At 65.3% G+C, this 16,482-nt stretch carries 20 protein-coding genes; 9 read left to right on the top strand and 11 right to left on the bottom strand.

Annotation, left to right across the window (positions count from 1 at the left end; genetic code table 11):
* Positions 1-4: 4 nt before the first annotated feature.
* Entirely contained in the window at positions 5-784 is a 780-nt protein-coding gene (locus ACM61V_RS01750; RefSeq protein WP_419713767.1) for a DUF4167 domain-containing protein, read from the top strand.
* Between the two features lie 80 nt (positions 785-864).
* Here ACM61V_RS01750 and ACM61V_RS01745 read toward each other — a convergent pair whose 3' ends face one another.
* Positions 865-1,155 (bottom strand): hypothetical protein, encoded by a 291-nt coding sequence (locus ACM61V_RS01745; protein ID WP_137785372.1) that lies wholly within the window; start codon positions 1,153-1,155, stop codon positions 865-867.
* Between the two features lie 61 nt (positions 1,156-1,216).
* Between ACM61V_RS01745 and ACM61V_RS01740 the strand changes: the two genes are divergently transcribed.
* A complete protein-coding gene (locus ACM61V_RS01740) occupies positions 1,217-1,645 on the top strand; it encodes a CBS domain-containing protein (RefSeq protein ID WP_137785371.1) in 429 nt (142 codons plus the stop codon).
* Positions 1,646-1,666: 21 nt separating this feature from the next.
* Here ACM61V_RS01740 and ACM61V_RS01735 read toward each other — a convergent pair whose 3' ends face one another.
* The 5 genes from ACM61V_RS01735 to cobT are packed head-to-tail and all read right to left on the bottom strand — an operon-like array spanning position 1,667 to position 7,701.
* The gene (locus ACM61V_RS01735) at positions 1,667-2,350 is read right to left on the bottom strand and encodes a Fe2+-dependent dioxygenase (protein WP_419713766.1); all 684 of its coding nucleotides are present in this window, start codon (positions 2,348-2,350) and stop codon (positions 1,667-1,669) included.
* Positions 2,344-3,078 carry a tetratricopeptide repeat protein gene (locus ACM61V_RS01730; protein WP_137785369.1) on the bottom strand — a complete coding sequence of 245 codons (735 nt, stop codon included), beginning with the start codon at positions 3,076-3,078 and terminating at the stop codon, positions 2,344-2,346. The genes ACM61V_RS01735 and ACM61V_RS01730 overlap by 7 nt, the downstream gene beginning before the upstream one ends.
* Positions 3,079-3,082: 4 nt before the next feature.
* Positions 3,083-5,560 carry a TonB-dependent receptor gene (locus ACM61V_RS01725; RefSeq protein WP_137785368.1) on the bottom strand — a complete coding sequence of 826 codons (2,478 nt, stop codon included), beginning with the start codon at positions 5,558-5,560 and terminating at the stop codon, positions 3,083-3,085.
* Positions 5,561-5,611: 51 nt separating this feature from the next.
* A complete protein-coding gene (locus ACM61V_RS01720) occupies positions 5,612-5,878 on the bottom strand; it encodes a ribbon-helix-helix domain-containing protein (protein ID WP_137785367.1) in 267 nt (88 codons plus the stop codon).
* On the bottom strand, positions 5,875-7,701 hold the full coding sequence (cobT, locus tag ACM61V_RS01715; RefSeq protein ID WP_137785366.1) for a cobaltochelatase subunit CobT: 1,827 nt from the start codon (positions 7,699-7,701) through the stop codon (positions 5,875-5,877). The genes ACM61V_RS01720 and cobT overlap by 4 nt, the downstream gene beginning before the upstream one ends.
* A gap of 281 nt (positions 7,702-7,982) precedes the next feature.
* Here cobT and ACM61V_RS01710 point away from each other — a divergent pair, with 281 nt between their 5' ends.
* Complete coding sequence (locus ACM61V_RS01710) at positions 7,983-8,774, top strand: PEPxxWA-CTERM sorting domain-containing protein (protein WP_137785560.1); 792 nt, start codon at positions 7,983-7,985, stop codon at positions 8,772-8,774.
* Between the two features lie 85 nt (positions 8,775-8,859).
* On the opposite strand, the gene cobS is transcribed toward ACM61V_RS01710, so the two are convergent.
* Positions 8,860-9,864, bottom strand: a complete 1,005-nt coding sequence (gene cobS, locus ACM61V_RS01705) for a cobaltochelatase subunit CobS (RefSeq protein WP_137785365.1) — start codon at positions 9,862-9,864, stop codon at positions 8,860-8,862.
* A 47-nt stretch (positions 9,865-9,911) separates the two neighbouring features.
* Positions 9,912-10,595, bottom strand: a complete 684-nt coding sequence (locus tag ACM61V_RS01700; RefSeq protein ID WP_249341388.1) for a winged helix-turn-helix transcriptional regulator — start codon at positions 10,593-10,595, stop codon at positions 9,912-9,914.
* 81 nt (positions 10,596-10,676) lie between these two features.
* On the opposite strand from ACM61V_RS01700, the gene ACM61V_RS01695 reads away from it, so the two are divergent.
* From ACM61V_RS01695 to ACM61V_RS01680, 4 genes are all read left to right on the top strand, one after another.
* Complete coding sequence (locus ACM61V_RS01695; protein ID WP_137785363.1) at positions 10,677-11,099, top strand: VOC family protein; 423 nt, start codon at positions 10,677-10,679, stop codon at positions 11,097-11,099.
* Positions 11,100-11,129: 30 nt separating this feature from the next.
* Positions 11,130-11,783, top strand: a complete 654-nt coding sequence (locus ACM61V_RS01690; protein WP_137785362.1) for a glutathione S-transferase family protein — start codon at positions 11,130-11,132, stop codon at positions 11,781-11,783.
* Positions 11,784-11,855: 72 nt separating this feature from the next.
* Positions 11,856-12,650, top strand: a complete 795-nt coding sequence (locus ACM61V_RS01685) for a VOC family protein (protein ID WP_137785361.1) — start codon at positions 11,856-11,858, stop codon at positions 12,648-12,650.
* On the top strand, positions 12,647-13,126 hold the full coding sequence (locus ACM61V_RS01680) for a VOC family protein (RefSeq protein WP_137785360.1): 480 nt from the start codon (positions 12,647-12,649) through the stop codon (positions 13,124-13,126). Before ACM61V_RS01685 ends, ACM61V_RS01680 begins: the two co-directional genes overlap by 4 nt.
* Before the next feature lie 193 nt (positions 13,127-13,319).
* Here the strand turns inward: ACM61V_RS01680 and ACM61V_RS01675 are convergent, their stop codons facing one another.
* Complete coding sequence (locus ACM61V_RS01675; protein WP_137785359.1) at positions 13,320-13,925, bottom strand: J domain-containing protein; 606 nt, start codon at positions 13,923-13,925, stop codon at positions 13,320-13,322.
* A 34-nt stretch (positions 13,926-13,959) separates the two neighbouring features.
* Here ACM61V_RS01675 and ACM61V_RS01670 point away from each other — a divergent pair, with 34 nt between their 5' ends.
* A complete protein-coding gene (locus ACM61V_RS01670) occupies positions 13,960-14,250 on the top strand; it encodes a BolA family protein (protein WP_419713765.1) in 291 nt (96 codons plus the stop codon).
* Positions 14,247-14,693 carry an NUDIX hydrolase gene (locus ACM61V_RS01665; protein WP_137785357.1) on the top strand — a complete coding sequence of 149 codons (447 nt, stop codon included), beginning with the start codon at positions 14,247-14,249 and terminating at the stop codon, positions 14,691-14,693. The genes ACM61V_RS01670 and ACM61V_RS01665 overlap by 4 nt, the downstream gene beginning before the upstream one ends.
* 55 nt (positions 14,694-14,748) lie before the next feature.
* On the opposite strand, the gene ACM61V_RS01660 is transcribed toward ACM61V_RS01665, so the two are convergent.
* Together ACM61V_RS01660 and ACM61V_RS01655 are read right to left on the bottom strand one after the other, a co-directional pair.
* A complete protein-coding gene (locus ACM61V_RS01660) occupies positions 14,749-15,492 on the bottom strand; it encodes an outer membrane protein (RefSeq protein WP_137785356.1) in 744 nt (247 codons plus the stop codon).
* Between the two features lie 154 nt (positions 15,493-15,646).
* Complete coding sequence (locus ACM61V_RS01655; RefSeq protein ID WP_137785355.1) at positions 15,647-16,465, bottom strand: inositol monophosphatase family protein; 819 nt, start codon at positions 16,463-16,465, stop codon at positions 15,647-15,649.
* Positions 16,466-16,482: the final 17 nt, after the last annotated feature.

Raw genomic sequence — 16,482 nt, 5'->3', positions numbered from 1 at the left:
TAATTTGATCAACAATCGTCAGAATGGTCGCCGGCGGGGTCGCGGTGGCGGGCAGCGTACGCCCGGTGGCGGCGGGCATGGTCAGCGGGACGGCGGCAACCGGATCGACAGCCGCGCGCGTGGCAATGCAGCGCAGCTTCTAGAGAAATACAAGAACATGGCGCGTGACGCGCAGCTCTCTGGCGATCGCGTCAACACCGAATATTATCTTCAGTTCGCCGATCACTATTTTCGCGTTCTGGCGGATCAGCGCGGTCGTTTCGAGGAGCAGAACCGCGATCGTCGCGGGCGCGACGATTTCGATATCGACGAGGATTTCGGGGACGAGGGCGATTTCCGCGGCGACGAGCAGCAACAGCAGCAGCAGCACCATCAGCAGCAGCGCGCCGAGGAAGGGCGCCGCGATGATGCGCGTCGGGAGGACAGCCGCCGTGGCGAGGGTCGCCGCGACGAGCGCAATGGCCGCGATCGTGGCTTTAACCGTAACGAGGAAGCGCTGCGCGCTGACGCGGAAAGCGCGCCCGAGGGAACCGAGCCGGCTCCCGTTGTCGCCGAGCAGCGTGGTGATGCCGAGGTCGAGGCTCCACGCCCCCGCCGTGGCCGCCCGCGCCGCGTGACGAGCGAAAGCGAAGGTGCGCAGGCGATCGAGGCCGATCGTTTGCCGCCGTCGCTCGGCGTCGCCCCGGCCGAGGGTGTTATCGCCAGCGAGGGCGAGCCGGTGGAGGCGCCAAAGCCGCGTGCCCGTCGTCGGCGCACCGCGGATGTGGAAGCGAACGCAGGCTGAACCAAGACTGCAGGTAAAGGATCAGCCGGCGCTCCCAGGGAGACGCCGGCTTTTTCTTTTCGAGCCGGTTTCCGCGAAATTCAGTCGCTGTGCGGATGATGGTCATCGATCGACTCGTCGTGGCCGGTCCCGGAGCTGAGGAAGGTCAGCCCCATCAACGCCCCCGCCATCAGGACGGTGCCGACCACGCCGCCGATCGTCGCGAGCGTCGCCACCCAGCCGAGCGGGCCGTAGATCCGGCCCAGCGCCCACACTGACATGAGTGCGCTGGCCACCCCAACCACGCCGACCCATCCCAGAATCCGCCGGAAGCGCCGCCAGGCGAAGCGCGCATATTCGGGATCGGAAAGGCCGCTGTGATGGTCGTTCATCCTTTGCCATTAGCCGGGAAAAGTGAGACGCTGCTACCCCAATCAGAAACGGAGAGGGACGATGACGATCGCGGCGATCCTGGGCAACAAGGGGCGGGATGTGGTCCATGTCAGCCCCACGCAAACGGTGGCGGAGGCGATCGCCCTGCTTGCTAAGCATCGTATCGGCGCCGTGCCGGTGATCGATGGTGGCAAGGTGGTCGGCGTGTTTTCCGAGCGAGACGTGATCCACGGGCTGAGCGCTGGCGACACCGCGACGCTTCATCGGCCCGTCGCGGAAACCATGACAGCTCCGGCGCTCACCGTCACCCCGTCCGAGCCGGTGCTCGCCGCGCTCTCGCTAATGACGCGGCGGCGGATCCGCCATCTGCCGGTGATCGAGGATGGCCGTGTCATCGGCATCGTTTCGATCGGCGATCTGGTGAAACACCGGATCGAGAAGATCGAGGCCGATGCGGCGGCGATGCGCGACTATATCCAGCAGGCGTAGGTCTGTCGCGCGCGGCGCGGCCTACATCTCCGCCAACCGACGCAGAAGATTGTGGTAAACCCCGGTGAGGTGGATCACTTCGGCATCTGCTTGCCCGCGCTCGTGCCCCAACGTCTGAACGGATTGATCCAGCTCGAACAGGATCCGTCTGGCACCTTCGTCGCGAACCATTGACTGGATCCAGAAGAATGATGCGACGCGCACGCCACGCGTCACTGGCGTTACGCGGTGCAGACTGGATGCGGGATAAAGCACCATATGCCCCGCGGGCAATTTCACGCGCTGTTCGCCGAACTGTCCATCGATTACCAGCTCGCCGCCATCATAACTGTCCGCGTCGGAAAGAAACAACGTGGCGGAAAGGTCGCTGCGGATGCGAAAATCGCTGCCGCGCCGGATGCGTATCGCATTGTCGACATGCAGGCCGAATGCGTCCCCGCCTTCGTAGCGGTTGAACAGCGGCGGAAACACCCTGAGCGGCAGCGCGGCCGCGACGAACAACGGCGAATTGCCGAGCGCATCAAGCACCAGACTGCCCGCCTCGCGTGCTGCGGCACTGTCCTCCGGCAACTGCCGGTTGCGTTTGGCCAGCGCAGATTGCGGGCCGGAGGTGGCGTTGCCATCGCTCCATTCGGCCGCATCGATCAGCGCGCGCAGCCGCGTCACCGCCGCTGGATCGAGCACGTCGGGGATCGCGATCAGCATCCTGCACCTTCTTTCAGCGCCGCGATACCGCGGTCGGCGAAACCGGGTATCTCACTATCGGCAAGCCACGCCAGCGCCTGGCTGACAAAGCGCGCATTGCCGAGTTCACCCGCCCGTTTGAGCCAAAGCAGCGCGTCGCCCACGCGACCGGCGTTGCCCAGCATCCGAGCGTGGTTGAAGCAGCCGCGGAAATCGCCGCCTTCTGCCGCCCGCGCGTAGCAATCCGCCGCCTTGCCCATGTCGCGCGGTCCGGCCCAGCCATCCTCGGCAAAGCTGCCGACATGGTTGATCGCCTTGGCGTAACCCGTCGCGGCCGCGCGCTCGAACAGGGCCAGCGCCGCAGCCTTGTCCTCCGGCACGCCATCGCCCAGCGCCAGCGCCGTCCCGTAATTATACTGCGCCTCGGGCAATCCCCGGGCGGCGGCGACGCGGAAGCATTCCGCCGCCCGGGTCTTGTCCACCGCCACGCCCCAGCCAAGATCGTAACAGCGGCCTACCATGTTGAGCGCCATCGCGTGATGCTGCCGCGCGGCGCGCTCGAACCACCCGAATGCGGCCGACGCGTCCTGCGCAACGCCGTTGCCGTCGAGCAGCAACTGGCCCAGCAGCGCCTGCGCTTCCGCGATGCCGGCGTCGGCGATTTCGCGCAGGAACGCCGCCCGCTGTTCCGGGGGGCCGGAAAGGCGGGCGGCTGTTTGCTCGCGCGTCAGATCGGGTGCTTCGGCCACCCGGTCAGTAACGCACCGATAGAGTGGCGAACGCCGACCGCCCGGGCGCTATCGTCGCATAATGCGAGGCAAACGCCTGGGTGAAATAGGTCTTGTCGGTCAGATTCTGCACGTTGACGCTGAGATTCACCTTGTCGGTTATGTCATATCCCAGTCGCGCGTCGAACCGCGTGTAGGCGGGGATGGTACGCGCGATCACCTTGGTGGCCGGGGTGATCGTTACATTGCCGGCCGCGTCCTGCGTGGCGATCCGGTTATCGGCGTAGCCGCCGAAGACGCGGCTGACATAGAAGGCGCCGCCGCCGATCTGGAGCCGCTCGAACAGCGTCACATTGGTCCAGAGCGACACGCTGTCGCGCGCGGTTTGCGGTGCCTGTCGCCCGTTGTTGACGGACGGCACGAGCACCGTCCGGGCCGCCTGGGGGCCCACGGCCGCCGCGGTAAGCGCGGAGAAACCGCCATCGATGATCTTCGGGTCAAGATGAGTGTAGCCGCCGAAGATCGTCCAGCCCGGCAGGATGGTGCCATTGACGCTCAGCTCGATGCCGCGAATGCGTCGTTTGCCGATGAACTGTACGGTGTTGTTGTCGCCCGTGACGCGGGCATTGTCCGTGTCCGTCTGAAACGCGGCGACCGCCAGGCTCAGGCGGCCGTCCAGCACGTCCGCCTTGGCGCCCACCTCATAGGATCTGGTCTTTTCCGGCTTGAGTGCCGCGAGGACATTCGCCGTGGCCGTCGTGGTCGGCAGCGCATTGCCTTCCGATCCTTCCCCCAGCAGACTGTTCGGCGGTGTCGCGGCGGTGGCATAGCTGGCGTAGATGCTGGTGTTTCTCGTGGGCTTGAGCACCAGCCCGGCCTGCCAGTTGAACAATTCGTCGGTGCGCTCGAACTCGATCACGCGCGTCGCCGCGATTGGCTGGCCGGGGCGGATACGGGAGTGGAAACGATCGTAACGCAGGCCGACGTTGAGGATCAGCGGGTCGGCAAGCTGGATCGAATCGAAGCCGTAGATGCCGATCGTATTGGCGTCGTTCTGCGTCTCCGCGATCGGCAATGTGCGCGAGATCGCCGCCGGTGTGGTCGATGTGTCGCTGGCGTAGTTCACCCACGGATCGTTCGGGTTCGGGCTGAACAGGCTCGTGCAATTGTATCGTGCCACCGCCGTGGCGTCGCAGCGTGGCGATATCGTCGAGCCGTTCGAGAATATTTCGTTGCCCGATCCGTTGACCAGTCCGCGCGTCACGTAGCTGCCGCGCCGTGCCTTCTCCCACGCCAGCTCTGCGCCGATCGCGAAACTGTGCTTGAGGGCGCCGGTTTCGAACTTGCCGAAAAGGTCGGTCTGGTTGACCACCGAATTCGCATAACCGTAGCGCGAGTTGGCGCGACGCCACACCTGCCCACTGTTATAAACATTCCCCTGCGAGTCATCCGGCTGGGTGTAGATGTACGCCTGCGAGTTGTGCGTGAAGCGCGATGTGTTGCGCAGCGTGATGCCGCCGAAATCATGCTCGGCGCGGATCGTCGCCTGATCGATGCTGGTGTCGCGGAAGTCGCGGTCCTTCAGCCCGTAGAATGTCGCGCGGCCGACGGTGCCAGTCTGGCCGGAGGCGGTGGTGACGCGGCCGATCGCCGGCTCCGAATAGGAATAGCCAAGGTTGGGCGTGTTCCCGATCGTGTAGAGATACGGAATGCCCGCATCGGGCAGTTCCTCGCTCTCCATGTGATAATAGCCGACGGTGAGGCGCGTCGGGGAATCGATGCCGATCGTGATCGAGGGCGCGACACCCCAGCGCCGTTGCCAGATGGCATCGCGGCCGGCGACATCCTGATCGTGGAACACACCCTCAACGCGCACCGCGATCTGATCGGTCACGCGCTGGTTCACGTCGGCGGTGAAGCGCTTGTAATCGGCAGTGCCATAGCTCGCCGCGGCTGCCACGAAGCTTTCCTTCTGCGGCGTCTTGGAGATGATGTTGATCGTGCCGCCCGCGTTCCCGCGACCGCCGAGCGTGGTGTCCGATCCGCGCACGATCTGGATCGAATCAACCGCGAACACCTCCCGGCTTTGCGCGGCGAAATCACGCACGCCATCGACATAGGTCGAGCCCTGGCTGTCGAAGCCGCGGATGAACGGCCGGTCGCCGATCGGGTTGCCGCCCTCCGCCGCGCCGAAGGTGATGCCGGGCACGGTGCGGAGCGCATCGGCCAGCGTTGCTGATCCGGTCTGCTGGATCGTCTCGGCCGGCAGCACGACTATCGAGCGTGGCGTATCGACCGGCGGGGCGACGAACTTCGGATTGGCGTCGCGGCGTTCGCGCTCGCCGGTGACGACCACATCGGTGTGATGGACGCTCGCGCCGTCCCCTTCAGCCTCCGGCGCGTCGGCGCTGTTGGCGAGTGTGGCCGCATGGGCCGGCAACGGCGCGCTGGCGATGAAACCGACGCATGAGAGCGCGAGAAACGAAACAGATTTGTTAGCCACGGTCTTCCCCTTCGGAGAAACCGCTATTGCGACTAGTTCGCATAGTCAATGCTATTGCGAAATATTCTCACTATTGTCGCAAGCTGTCCCGAACAGCCATGTGCGCACGGCACTCGCAAGATTGGGCGGATCGGCCTGCGCAATGCGCAACGCATCGATCTGGGCCACCAGCGCGCTCAGCGGCAGGGCACGCGCTGCCGCCGCCGCCTCAAGCGCGCGCCAGAACGGTGGTTCGAGACTGACAGACGTTTGATGCCCGGCAATGGTGATCGAGCGCTTGACCGGACCAACGAAGCCGCCGGGGGGCGGGGCGATCACGGCGTATCGAACAGCGCGGCGAGCTGCTCGATGATCGTGCCGCCGAGCTGGTCGACATCCATGATCGTCACGGCGCGGCTGTAATAACGGGTCACGTCATGGCCGATGCCGATCGCCACTAGCTCGACCGATGACTTCTTCTCTATCCAGTCGATCACCTGCCGAAGATGCCGCTCGAGATAGGAACCGGAATTGACGCTGAGGGTCGAATCATCCACGGGCGCGCCGTCCGATATCACCATCAGGATGCGCCGTTCCTCCGGTCGCGCGATCAGGCGCGCATGCGCCCACATCAGCGCCTCGCCGTCGATATTCTCCTTCAGCAGCCCCTCGCGCATCATCAGCCCGAGCGAGGTGCGCGCGCGCCGCCACGGCTCGTCCGCCTTCTTGTAGACGATATGCCGGATATCGTTGAGCCGCCCCGGCTGCGGCGGTCGCCCGGCGGCGAGCCACGTCTCGCGACTTTGCCCGCCCTTCCAGGCACGCGTCGTAAAGCCCAGTATCTCGGTCTTCACCCCGCATCGTTCGAGCGTGCGCGCGAGAATATCGGCGGAGATCGCGGCGATCGAGATCGGCCGGCCGCGCATCGATCCGGAATTGTCGATCAGCAGCGTAACCACCGTATCGCGGAATTCGGTGTCGCGCTCGATCTTGTATGAAAGCGACATGTCCGGGCTGACCACCACGCGCGCCAGCCGGGCGGCATCGAGCAGCCCTTCCTCCTGGTCGAAGTCCCACGAGCGGCTCTGCTGCGCCATCAGCCGGCGCTGGAGCCGGTTGGCGAGCTTAGACACGACCGATTGCAGATGGACAAGCTGCTGGTCGAGATAGGAGCGCAGCCGCACCAGTTCGTCAGCATCGCAAAGATCGGTTGCGGCGATCACCTCGTCGAAATCGGTGCTCCACACCCGATAATCGAATTGCGGGGAGAGATCGGCAAACGGCCGGTTGGGGCGCACCGGCTGCATCCCATCCTCACCGTCATCGCCCGGCTCGCCGTCCATGTCCTGAACGTCGTCGCCCATTTCCTGGCCTTCGCCGTCCTCATTCTCGGCATCGCGCTGCTCGCCGCGCGCTTCGACCTGCGCTTCGCCCTGGCCGCTCTCGCCTTCCTCGTCCTCGCCGTCGTCGCCTTGCTCGTCGTCGGTGCCGTCTTCTTCCGATTCGCCGTCTTCAGTATCCTCGGGCAGCTCGTCGCCCTGGACGAGTTCGAGGTCTTCGAGCAATTTGCGCACGATTGCCTGAAACGCCCGTTGATCGTCCAGCGCGAGCGCGAGCGAATCGAGATCTGTTCCAGCCTTTTCGTCGATCCAGTCGCGCACGAGCGCGAGGCCGGGCGCCGCAATTGCGGGCGATTCGCGCCCGCTGAGTTTCTCGCGCACCAGCAGGCCGAGTGCGGTGGACAGCGGCACTTCCTCTCGCGTGCGCGCGCGGGTGATCGGATCGGCGCGCAGCCGCACATCGAGCGCGACCGCAAGATTGTCGGCGATCCCGGCATATCCGCGGCTGCCTAGCGCCTCGACCCGCGCCGTCTCGATCGCGTCGAACACCCCGCGCGCCACCGCCTCGTGCGGCGCGGCGCGCAGATGCAGCGCCGCGTCGTGATGCTTCAGGCGCAGCGCGAAGCCATCCGCGAAGCCGCGCGCTTCGGCCACCTGATCGGCGGGGAGAGCACGGGCCGGCATCGGCACCTTCAGGTGCTTGCCCGATTGTGTTGGCGCGTCGGCGGTGAAGGCGAGTTCGATTTCGGGTTCGTCCGCCAGCGCCCGCGCGGTACCGCCGAGCACTTCCTTGAACCGGTCGAGCGGCGTCTGCTGCGTCATCGCTCGTCTTTGTGGCGACAAAGGGCCGGCGCGCAACCCCAAAAGGCCAGCAATCCTCAAACGCCTCGGGCCGCCGCCGGACCGTGGCCCTATGCGTTGGCCCGCACGCGGTGCCGTTTTGGGACGATTAAGCCTGATTCAGGCCGAAACCGGCGTTCAATAACAGGATACGCGCGTTGCGACTCGTTAATGAAGCGTTTATGAACAGCAAAAATAAAAGGTCGCCCTCGATTCGCTAGATCAACATCTCAAAACAGAGGACCACGATAATGAAACTGGGAATGAAAATCCTGCTGGCGTTATGCTCGACAGCGCTCGCCACGCCGGCCCTTGCCGGCAATATTCTCATCATCAACGGTTCAAGCGGAACCTCCGAAACCGGCACCACTGCCTCGATCACCCAGCAGATTTCTCAGCTGCAGACGGCTGTCGGCAATACGGTGACGGTGTCCGATCTCGTCCCTGTCTCGCTGTCCGGCTATGCGCAGGTGTGGGATCTGCGCTTTTCGAACAATCTGGCGCTGACCTCCGCGGATCAGGCTGAATATCTCTCCTATCTGCAAGGTGGGGGCGGCATGTTCGTCATGGGCGAGAATTCCTACTTCATGACGCGCAATGACTCGGTGCTGGCGCTGATAGCGGCTGCTGGCGGCGGCTCGATCGGCTTCACGACGCCGGGCGATGGCCAGACCGTGGTTTCGCCCTTTACCGGCCCGGATCCCGTCAGCTCCATTCAATATTCGGCTGCTGGCGGCTTTGACGGCAAGGGCACCGGGCAGTGGATCACGTCCAATGCGGCCGGCACAGCCGGATCGGGCATCGCTTTTGGCGTGGGCACGCTGGCAAATGCGCAAAAGGGCGCGCTGACGACGATCTTCGACGTCAATTTCATGCAAACCACTGCGAACGCGGAGTCGCAGGCGCTGACCCGTAACCTGATCGGCTATGTGGGCAATCAGGTTAATCCGTCCGTGCCGGAGCCTGCTACCTGGGCCATGATGATCATGGGCTTTGGCGCAGTCGGCGCGACGATGCGTCGCAAGCGCGTCAACACGAGCGTGCGTTTCGCCTGACCGGTCCAGTTAGCGCGAAGAACGAAGGGGCGGTGCCATGCGCACCGCCCCTTCTTTTATCAGCCGGGATGCGCGTGCGCGCCGGTCAGGCCTTGCCCACCACGCTTTCGGGCAGGTCCTTGCCGAACACGCGCTGATAATATTCCGCCACCAGCGGCCGTTCCGCCTCGTCGCACTTGTTCAGGAACGACAGCCGGAACGCGAAGCCGACATCGCCGAAGATCAGCGTGTTCTGCGCCCAGGTGATGACGGTGCGCGGGCTCATCACCGTCGAGATATCGCCGTTGATGAAGCCCTTGCGCGTCAGATCCGCGACGCGGACCATGTTCTCGACCAGCTTCTTGCCCTCTGGCTTGTCATATTCACCTGATTTGGCGAGCACGATCTGCGCCTCGGTCGCGGCGGGCAGATAGTTCAGCGTGACCACGATGTTCCAGCGATCCATCTGCCCCTGATTGATCTGCTGGGTGCCGTGATAGAGGCCGCTGGTATCGCCGAGCCCCACGGTATTGGCGGTGGCGAACAGGCGGAACCACGCATTTGGCCGGATCACGCGGTTCTGGTCGAGCAGCGTCAGCTTGCCCTCGGTTTCCAGCACGCGCTGGATCACGAACATCACGTCCGGGCGGCCGGCGTCATATTCGTCGAACACCAGCGCGGTCGGCGTCTGTAGCGCCCACGGCAACAGCCCCTCGCGGAATTCCGTCACCTGCTGGCCGTCGCGAAGCACGATCGCATCGCGACCGACCAGATCGATGCGGCTGATGTGCGCGTCCAGATTGATGCGGATGCACGGCCATTTCAGTCGCGCGGCGACCTGCTCGATATGGCTGGACTTGCCGGTGCCATGATAGCCTTGCACCATCACGCGCCGATTGTGCGCGAACCCCGCCACGATCGCCAGCGTCGTATCGGGATCGAAGACATAGGCGGGGTCGAGATCCGGCACCCGCTCATCCGCCTCGCTGAAGGCGGGGCATTGCATGTCGCTGTCGATGCCGAACAGATCGCGGACGCTGGCCATCTTGTCGGGAGCGTCGAGGATCGTCGTCTCGCGGCTGTCTGGCTGGGTGTTCGGAATATCGGTCATGCGCGCCTCGCGAAGTAACACACATGCCTTAGTCGCGGGCGTGGCGCTTATTCAACCTTTGCCTTGGGCGGCAACGCGAAGAGATCGATAAAAGCGCGCGCTTTAGCGCGATCCCCGGTGAAGATCAGCGCGCCTTCCGCTTCCGCCTCCTCGATCGGCCACTTGCCATAGACGATATTGGCCATCAGCCGCGCCGTGGTGGCGAAATGCGCGTCGCTCGCCGCCTCGCCGCGCGCGATCGGGAGATCGCCACCGGCGAGTCGCGCGATGAACGATTCGGCGCCGAAGGTGAAGCCGATCGTCATGGCGGGCAGCGCCAGCGCCTTTTTCACATCGATCATCGCGCGCAGCGACGACATCATTGATGCCGGCGACAGCGGCAGCGTCGGATCGTGATCGGGCGATCGTGCCGCCCAGGCGCCAAGCACCTTGATCGCCGCCTCCGCCTCATATCCCCATTCGGTGAGCTCATAGACCTGCACGTTCACCGGTGGCGCCAACCGGCGCCGCTTCAGCACATGGCTGCTCTCCAGCCCCTCCAGCCGCTGCGTCAGGACGTTGGCGCTGATCCCTGACAGCGCCGCTTTAAGCTCACCGAACCGGCGCGGCCCGAATATCAGTTCGCGCACGATCAGCAGCGCCCAGCGTTCCCCGATCAGTTCCATCGCCAGCGCGGTTCCGCAGGCATCGTCATACCAACGCTTCGTCGCGGCGCGACCTCTATCAGTCACTTTTTCTAACTTCATGGTTGTTTTTTATAACTATCGCGCGCAACAGTCTCAAGCATCGATTCGGGAGAGGAATGGTTTGCCATGACAAAGATGATCTTCGTCAATCTGCCGGTTGCCAATGTCGCGGAATCGACCGCCTTCTACGAGGCGATCGGCATGCGGAAGAACGAGATGTTCTCGAACGAGCATGCTTCGTCGATGGAATGGTCCGACACGATCGTGTTCATGCTGCTCGATCACGGCTTCTATTCCACCTTCACCACCAAGACGATCATCGATGCCAAAACGCAGAGCGGCGCGCTGATCGCCTTGTCGCTCGACAGTCGGGCGCAGGTCGATGCGCTCGCCGAGGCCGCGCTCGCCGCCGGCGGGCGTGAGGCACGGGAAAAGCAGGATCTCGGCTTCATGTATGCGCGCCCGATCGAGGATCTCGACGGCCACACCTTCGAGCCGATGTACATGGACATGGCGGCTTTCGAGCAGGCGACGCACGCGAACGCCTGAGGCGAGGGCACAACTGCAGGGGGCGAGGACATGGCTGGGATACCACAGATCATCACCTTCGGCTGGGTGCCGGAGTTCGCGCGCGGCTTCGTCCGCGATATTCGCCCGCGCTGGGCGTGCGAGGAGGTGGGCCAGCCGTATGAGGCGGTGTTGATCGCCGACGCCAAATCGCCCGAGCATCGGCGGCTCCAGCCGTTCGGGCAGGTGCCTGCCTATCGCGATGGCGCGCTGGAGATGTTCGAATCCGGTGCGATCGTGCTGCACATCTGCGAGAAGGCCGGGAAGCTGGTCCCCACCGATCCGGTAGCCCGTGCGCGCGCGATCCAATGGCTTACCGCGGCGCTCAATTCCGTCGAACCATGGGTGATGGCGCTTGCGGTCAACGATCTGTTCGAGGCCGACCAGCCGTGGTCGGAGATGCGCCACGGCAAGGTCGTCGCCGATCTCGATGGCCGGTTGCGCGATCTGGAAGAAGCGCTTGGCGACCGGCGGTGGCTTGAGGGGGACGTCTTCACCGTTGGCGACCTGATGATGGTTTCGGTGCTGGGCGGCCTGCGCAACACCGCCACGCTCGAGCGCTTCCCGCGCCTTGCGTCTTACGTCGCGCGCGGCGAGGCGCGACCAGCGCACCGCAAGGCGATAGCCGATCATTTCGCCACATTCGATCGCCCCGCGGCGGCCTGAGGAGCGCCGACCGGTCTATGAGGTCGTGGCGCCGACACTCGCCTGAACCGACATTTCGAGAGGATAGCGACAATGAGCAATGCCGATGGCACACCCGTCTGGTTTGAACTGACCACCCCGGATCAGGATGGATCGCAGGAGTTCTACGCCGCTGTCGCGGGCTGGACGATCGCCGCGTCCCCGCTGGCCGAACATGGCGGCTATCGCCTGGCGACCGCGCCAGATGGCGAGCAGGTCGCCGGTATGATGACACCGCCGCCGGGCACGGAAGGAATGCCCGGCTGGGCGCTCTATCTAGGCACCGGCGATGTCGATGCGGCGGCGGCGCGGGTGAAGGAGCTGGGCGGCGCCGTGCATTTCGGCCCGATGGATATACCGCACGTGGGCCGCTTCGCCGTCGTCGCCGATCCGCAGGGCGTTGCGTTCAGTCTGATGACCGGCTCCAGCCCGGAGGAATCGCGCGCGTTCGCCCGCGCGCCCGGGGGCATTGGCCATGGCGTGTGGATCGAACTGGCCACGCCTGATCCCGATGGTGCATTCGCCTTTTACGGCAAGCTCTTCGGCTGGGAGAAGGCGGGCGCGATGCCGATGGGCGATATGGGCGACTATGCCTTCATCGGCAAAGGCGATGATTTCCGCCCCGGCGCGGTGATGTCGAGCAGCGGAAGCGGCGCTCCCGCGCGGTGGACTTGGTATGTCCATGTCCCCGCTATCGATGCCGCGATCGCCGCCGCAACGGCTCGCGGTGGCGCATTGCTGCAAGGCCCGGACCCGATACCCGGCGGTGATTTTTCGGCCAAGATCACGGATTCGCATGGCTTTGAGATCGGCCTTGTCGGGCCGCGCACGCCAAGGAGCCAGTCATGACGACGATGCGCACCTGCTTGTGGTTCGATCATGGCGAGGGCCGGAAGGCGGCGGAATTCTACGCCGACACCTTTCCTGACACCCATCTCGACGACGCGAACAAGGCTCCGTCGGATTTTCCCGGCGGCAGCGCGGGCAATGAGATCACGGTGCTCTTCACGCTGCTGGGCCAGCCGTTCATGGCGCTGAACGGCGGCCCGAACTTCAGGCCGAACGAAGCCGTCAGCTTCCAGGTCTGCACCGATACTCAGGAAGAGACCGATCGTTACTGGCACGCGATCACAAGCAACGGCGGAGCGGAGAGCCGGTGCGGCTGGTGCCGTGATCGATGGGGTTATGCGTGGCAGATCACGCCCCGCGCGCTGACGGAAGGGATGAGCGACAGCGATCCGGCTGCCGCGAAGCGGGTGTTCGAGGCGATGATGACGATGACGAAGATCGATATCGCCACCATCGAGCGGGCACGCCGCGGGTAGCGGGCATCGCCATAAGTGTCGTCGCCCGCGATGTTGCGATCCGAACAACGCCGCGCCGCGCGATGAAGCGTAGTGCGCGATTGCCCACGACATCGCGGATTAGCGCTGCACGCACTTTGGCGGACCGAAACGGCCTCGATCGATTGGCGCTCCCGCGGCTGTGCCTGGCTGACAATGCGACGGCGCGCGCGGGTCAGGCGAAGGCGGGCGCCCGGCGAAGGTGCTGATAGGCCGCGATGACCTTGGTGAGCCTTTCCTCATGGCTGCGATCGCCGCCGTTGCGGTCTGGGTGATAGCGTCGCACCAGCTCCGAATAGCGGCTTCGCAGCGCGTGGCGGTCCGCGTCCGGCTCCAGCCCGAGCACCTTCAGGCTGGCGCGATCCTGCCCTGACAGCGGCTTGCCGTCCTTGCGACCGGCGATGTTCTCGCGGCGGAAACGTGCGCTGATCGCATCGAGCGGATCGGCGAAATCGGCCCAGCGCGGCGGATGATCCGCGCCGGCATGCGCGAACGCCCGCGTCTCGCGCTCCCATCCCGCCATAGGGCGTTGCGCGGCATGTATCTCGTCTGCGCTCATCCCATCGAAATAGTTATAGCCCGCGTTGAACTCGCGGATGTGATCGAGGCAGAACCAGCGAAAGGCGGGCGGCCCTTCGTGATCTCCGCGCGCGCCTTCCGGCGGTGGCGCGCGAAACTCGCCCGGCTCGGGGCAGCCCGGCGCGGCACAGGGGCGGTCTCCGGCGATCCGGCCGTGAAAACGTGCACTTGGCCGATCCTTTCGTTCGTGCACCTTGCCCAGAGCCTTTCCCGAAAAAGCCGGCTATATAGGAACGATGACCAGTATCGCCACCGGCCCCGTCGCCCGGGAAATCACCGCCCGCCTCACCGAAGCGCTCACCCCGACGCAGCTTGAGGCCATCAACGAGAGTGCTCAGCATCGCGGCCATGCCGGCGATGACGGCTCGGGCGAGAGCCATTTCCGCGTCGTCATCGAAAGCGCCGTGTTCACCGGCCAGTCCCGCGTCGCGCGGCAGCGGCTGGTCAATCAGGCGCTCGCCGATCTGCTGCGCGATCGGGTCCATGCGCTCGCCCTTCGCACGATCGCGCCCGGCGAGGCGGTGTGAGAGCGCAACGGCCGGCGGCGCGCATCCTGCTGGTCGATGCTCGGCGGCGCGTACTGCTGTTCCGGTTCGACACGGGCGATGAGCGGCCGCCGTTCTGGTGCACTCCCGGCGGCGCGGTCGATCCCGGCGAAAGCTACGCCGCGGCTGCGCGCCGCGAACTGCTGGAGGAGACCGGTATCCATGCCGATCCCGGGCCGGAGGTGGCGCAGCGCACGGTGGAATTCCTCACGATCGAGCGCATCGAGGTGGTGGCCGACGAGCGCTGGTTCCGCGTCGAGATCGACGGCGGCGAGATCGATTCGTCTCGCCACACCGCGCTGGAACGGCGCGTGATGACCGAGTGGCGCTGGTTCGCGCGCGATGAGATCGCGGGCTGGCCCGAAACGATCTATCCGGAGGATATCGTCGCTATGCTGGAAGCGACTGACCGGCGCGTTCACTGAAGCGGCCCCGACCGGGGCGGCCGCATGCCCGTGCACCCGGCCGCCGATGGCTGGATTACAGGTTGAAGCGGAGCCCCGCCGAGAAGGTGTTGGTCTTCACCTTGCCGATGTTGAGGCCGGCGCTCGGGAAATCCTCATCCACGATGCGGGCGCCGCTGATCTGGCGATGACGATAATCGATGGTCAGCGCGATATTGCGCGACAGATCTACCGCCAGGCCCGCGCCAAGCTGCCACGCGAAGCGCGCCTTGCCCTCGCCGCCGACCTCATACCCGCCAATGCCGGCGCCACCGCCGACATAGGGCGTGACGCGGCCGCCGGTGGGAATATCCACCCAGATGTTTGCCAGCGCGCTGAGCTGGCGCAGCTTCATGCCATCGCCGCCGATCGTATTGCCATTGACCGTGCAATTCTCCGTTTCGAGATAGTCGCAGATATCGGCGCCGTCGGCGGGTGTCAGCGTCACATTCTGCCCGTTGACCTGGCGCAACGTGAGGCTCTTCACCTTGCTGCGGCTGTAATCGATCTGAAGATCGGTGCGGATCAGGCCGAAATCATAGCCGATCGTGCCGCCGAACGCGAAGGCGCTGGACACGTCGCCGGTGAAGTCGATCGTGTCTTGCGCGCCGGTGCCGCCGAACGTGCCGCCCTGATCGAAATAGGTGAGGCGGACATCGGACACCGTGGCGACGCCTGCGTTGAGCGAGAGATAGACGCCCTTGTTGTCGCCGTCCTGCGCCAGCGCCGGCGACGCCGCCGCGGCCAGGGCGACGCCCAGAGAAATGATTGCAAACCGCATTTATACAACTCCCGGAAACTCAGACCGCTCCCCTGCGGTCGTCGGGGCGCTATCACCCGTTCCCGGTCGCGAAATCCCCCGCGGGGGGGATGACCAGCCGATAATGCAAAAATTTCAGGGCGATGGGCGCGCGGCCGACCGGCAGGCTCGCGCGCTAATGTGCGTGAGCCGCTCCATGCGCCTCGCCGTGCAGCGCTTCCAGCACATCGTCAGTCCGCGCCGGATCGCCAATCGCCAGCACCTGCCCACCGCTTGCGGCGGTCAAGGGATCGCCATGCCAGTCACACATGCGGCCGCCCGCGCCTTCCACCACCGGCACCAGCGCGGCGAAATCGTAGAGCGCCAGCCCCGCCTCGCACACCAGATCGAGATGCCCCGCGGCGACCAGCCCGTAATTGTAGCAGTCGCCGCCATAGACCGGGCCCTGCCGGGCATGACCGCCGGAAACTGCAGCGACGAGCGCGAGGAAACCGTCCGCCTCTTCCCCCCCGAAGGCGTGCGGGCTGGTGGTCGCCAGCAGCGCGCCTTCCAGCGCGGCGCAGGAACGCGTGCGAATCTCGCGGCCGTTCAGCGTCGTCGGCCGCCCGGCCGCGCCCAGCCAGCGTTCGCGCTGCACCGGCTGATCGATAATGCCCAGCACCGGCCACCCGTCTTCGACCAGTGCGATCAGCGTGCCGAAGATCGCGCGCCCGGCGGTGAAGCTGCGCGTCCCGTCGATCGGATCAAGCACCCACTGGCGCGTGGTGACGCCTTCCTTGATGCCATATTCCTCGCCGACAATGCCGTCGCCCGATCGCTCCGCGTCGAGGATGCGGCGCATCGCCGCCTCCGCCGCGCGATCGGCAAGCGTGACGGGGGAGTGATCGGCCTTGATCTCCACGCCATGCTCGGTGCGGAAATACGGGCGGATCGCCTCGCCCGCCGCATCGGCGAGGCGAAGCGCGAGATCGATGTCGGCTTGGCGGATAGGCATGGCACAGCCGCCTATCG

The sequence above is a fragment of the Sphingomonas sp. TX0543 genome (assembly GCF_048565505.1).
Classification (GTDB): Bacteria; Pseudomonadota; Alphaproteobacteria; order Sphingomonadales; family Sphingomonadaceae; genus Sphingomonas.
This window is presented reverse-complemented; position numbering and strand designations above follow the sequence as displayed.

What these genes read in the sequence shown, in the direction of transcription:
- ACM61V_RS01745 (WP_137785372.1), bottom strand. Translation starts at nt 1,155, where the DNA reads ATGAACGACCATCACAGCGGCCTTTCCGATCCCGAATATGCGCGCTTC.
- ACM61V_RS01740 (WP_137785371.1), top strand. Translation starts at nt 1,217, where the DNA reads ATGACGATCGCGGCGATCCTGGGCAACAAGGGGCGGGATGTGGTCCAT.
- ACM61V_RS01735 (WP_419713766.1), bottom strand. Translation starts at nt 2,350, where the DNA reads ATGCTGATCGCGATCCCCGACGTGCTCGATCCAGCGGCGGTGACGCGG.
- cobT (WP_137785366.1), bottom strand. Translation starts at nt 7,701, where the DNA reads ATGACGCAGCAGACGCCGCTCGACCGGTTCAAGGAAGTGCTCGGCGGT.
- ACM61V_RS01710 (WP_137785560.1), top strand. Translation starts at nt 7,983, where the DNA reads ATGAAAATCCTGCTGGCGTTATGCTCGACAGCGCTCGCCACGCCGGCC.
- cobS (WP_137785365.1), bottom strand. Translation starts at nt 9,864, where the DNA reads ATGACCGATATTCCGAACACCCAGCCAGACAGCCGCGAGACGACGATC.
- ACM61V_RS01695 (WP_137785363.1), top strand. Translation starts at nt 10,677, where the DNA reads ATGACAAAGATGATCTTCGTCAATCTGCCGGTTGCCAATGTCGCGGAA.
- ACM61V_RS01690 (WP_137785362.1), top strand. Translation starts at nt 11,130, where the DNA reads ATGGCTGGGATACCACAGATCATCACCTTCGGCTGGGTGCCGGAGTTC.
- ACM61V_RS01685 (WP_137785361.1), top strand. Translation starts at nt 11,856, where the DNA reads ATGAGCAATGCCGATGGCACACCCGTCTGGTTTGAACTGACCACCCCG.
- ACM61V_RS01680 (WP_137785360.1), top strand. Translation starts at nt 12,647, where the DNA reads ATGACGACGATGCGCACCTGCTTGTGGTTCGATCATGGCGAGGGCCGG.
- ACM61V_RS01670 (WP_419713765.1), top strand. Translation starts at nt 13,960, where the DNA reads ATGACCAGTATCGCCACCGGCCCCGTCGCCCGGGAAATCACCGCCCGC.
- ACM61V_RS01660 (WP_137785356.1), bottom strand. Translation starts at nt 15,492, where the DNA reads ATGCGGTTTGCAATCATTTCTCTGGGCGTCGCCCTGGCCGCGGCGGCG.
- ACM61V_RS01655 (WP_137785355.1), bottom strand. Translation starts at nt 16,465, where the DNA reads ATGCCTATCCGCCAAGCCGACATCGATCTCGCGCTTCGCCTCGCCGAT.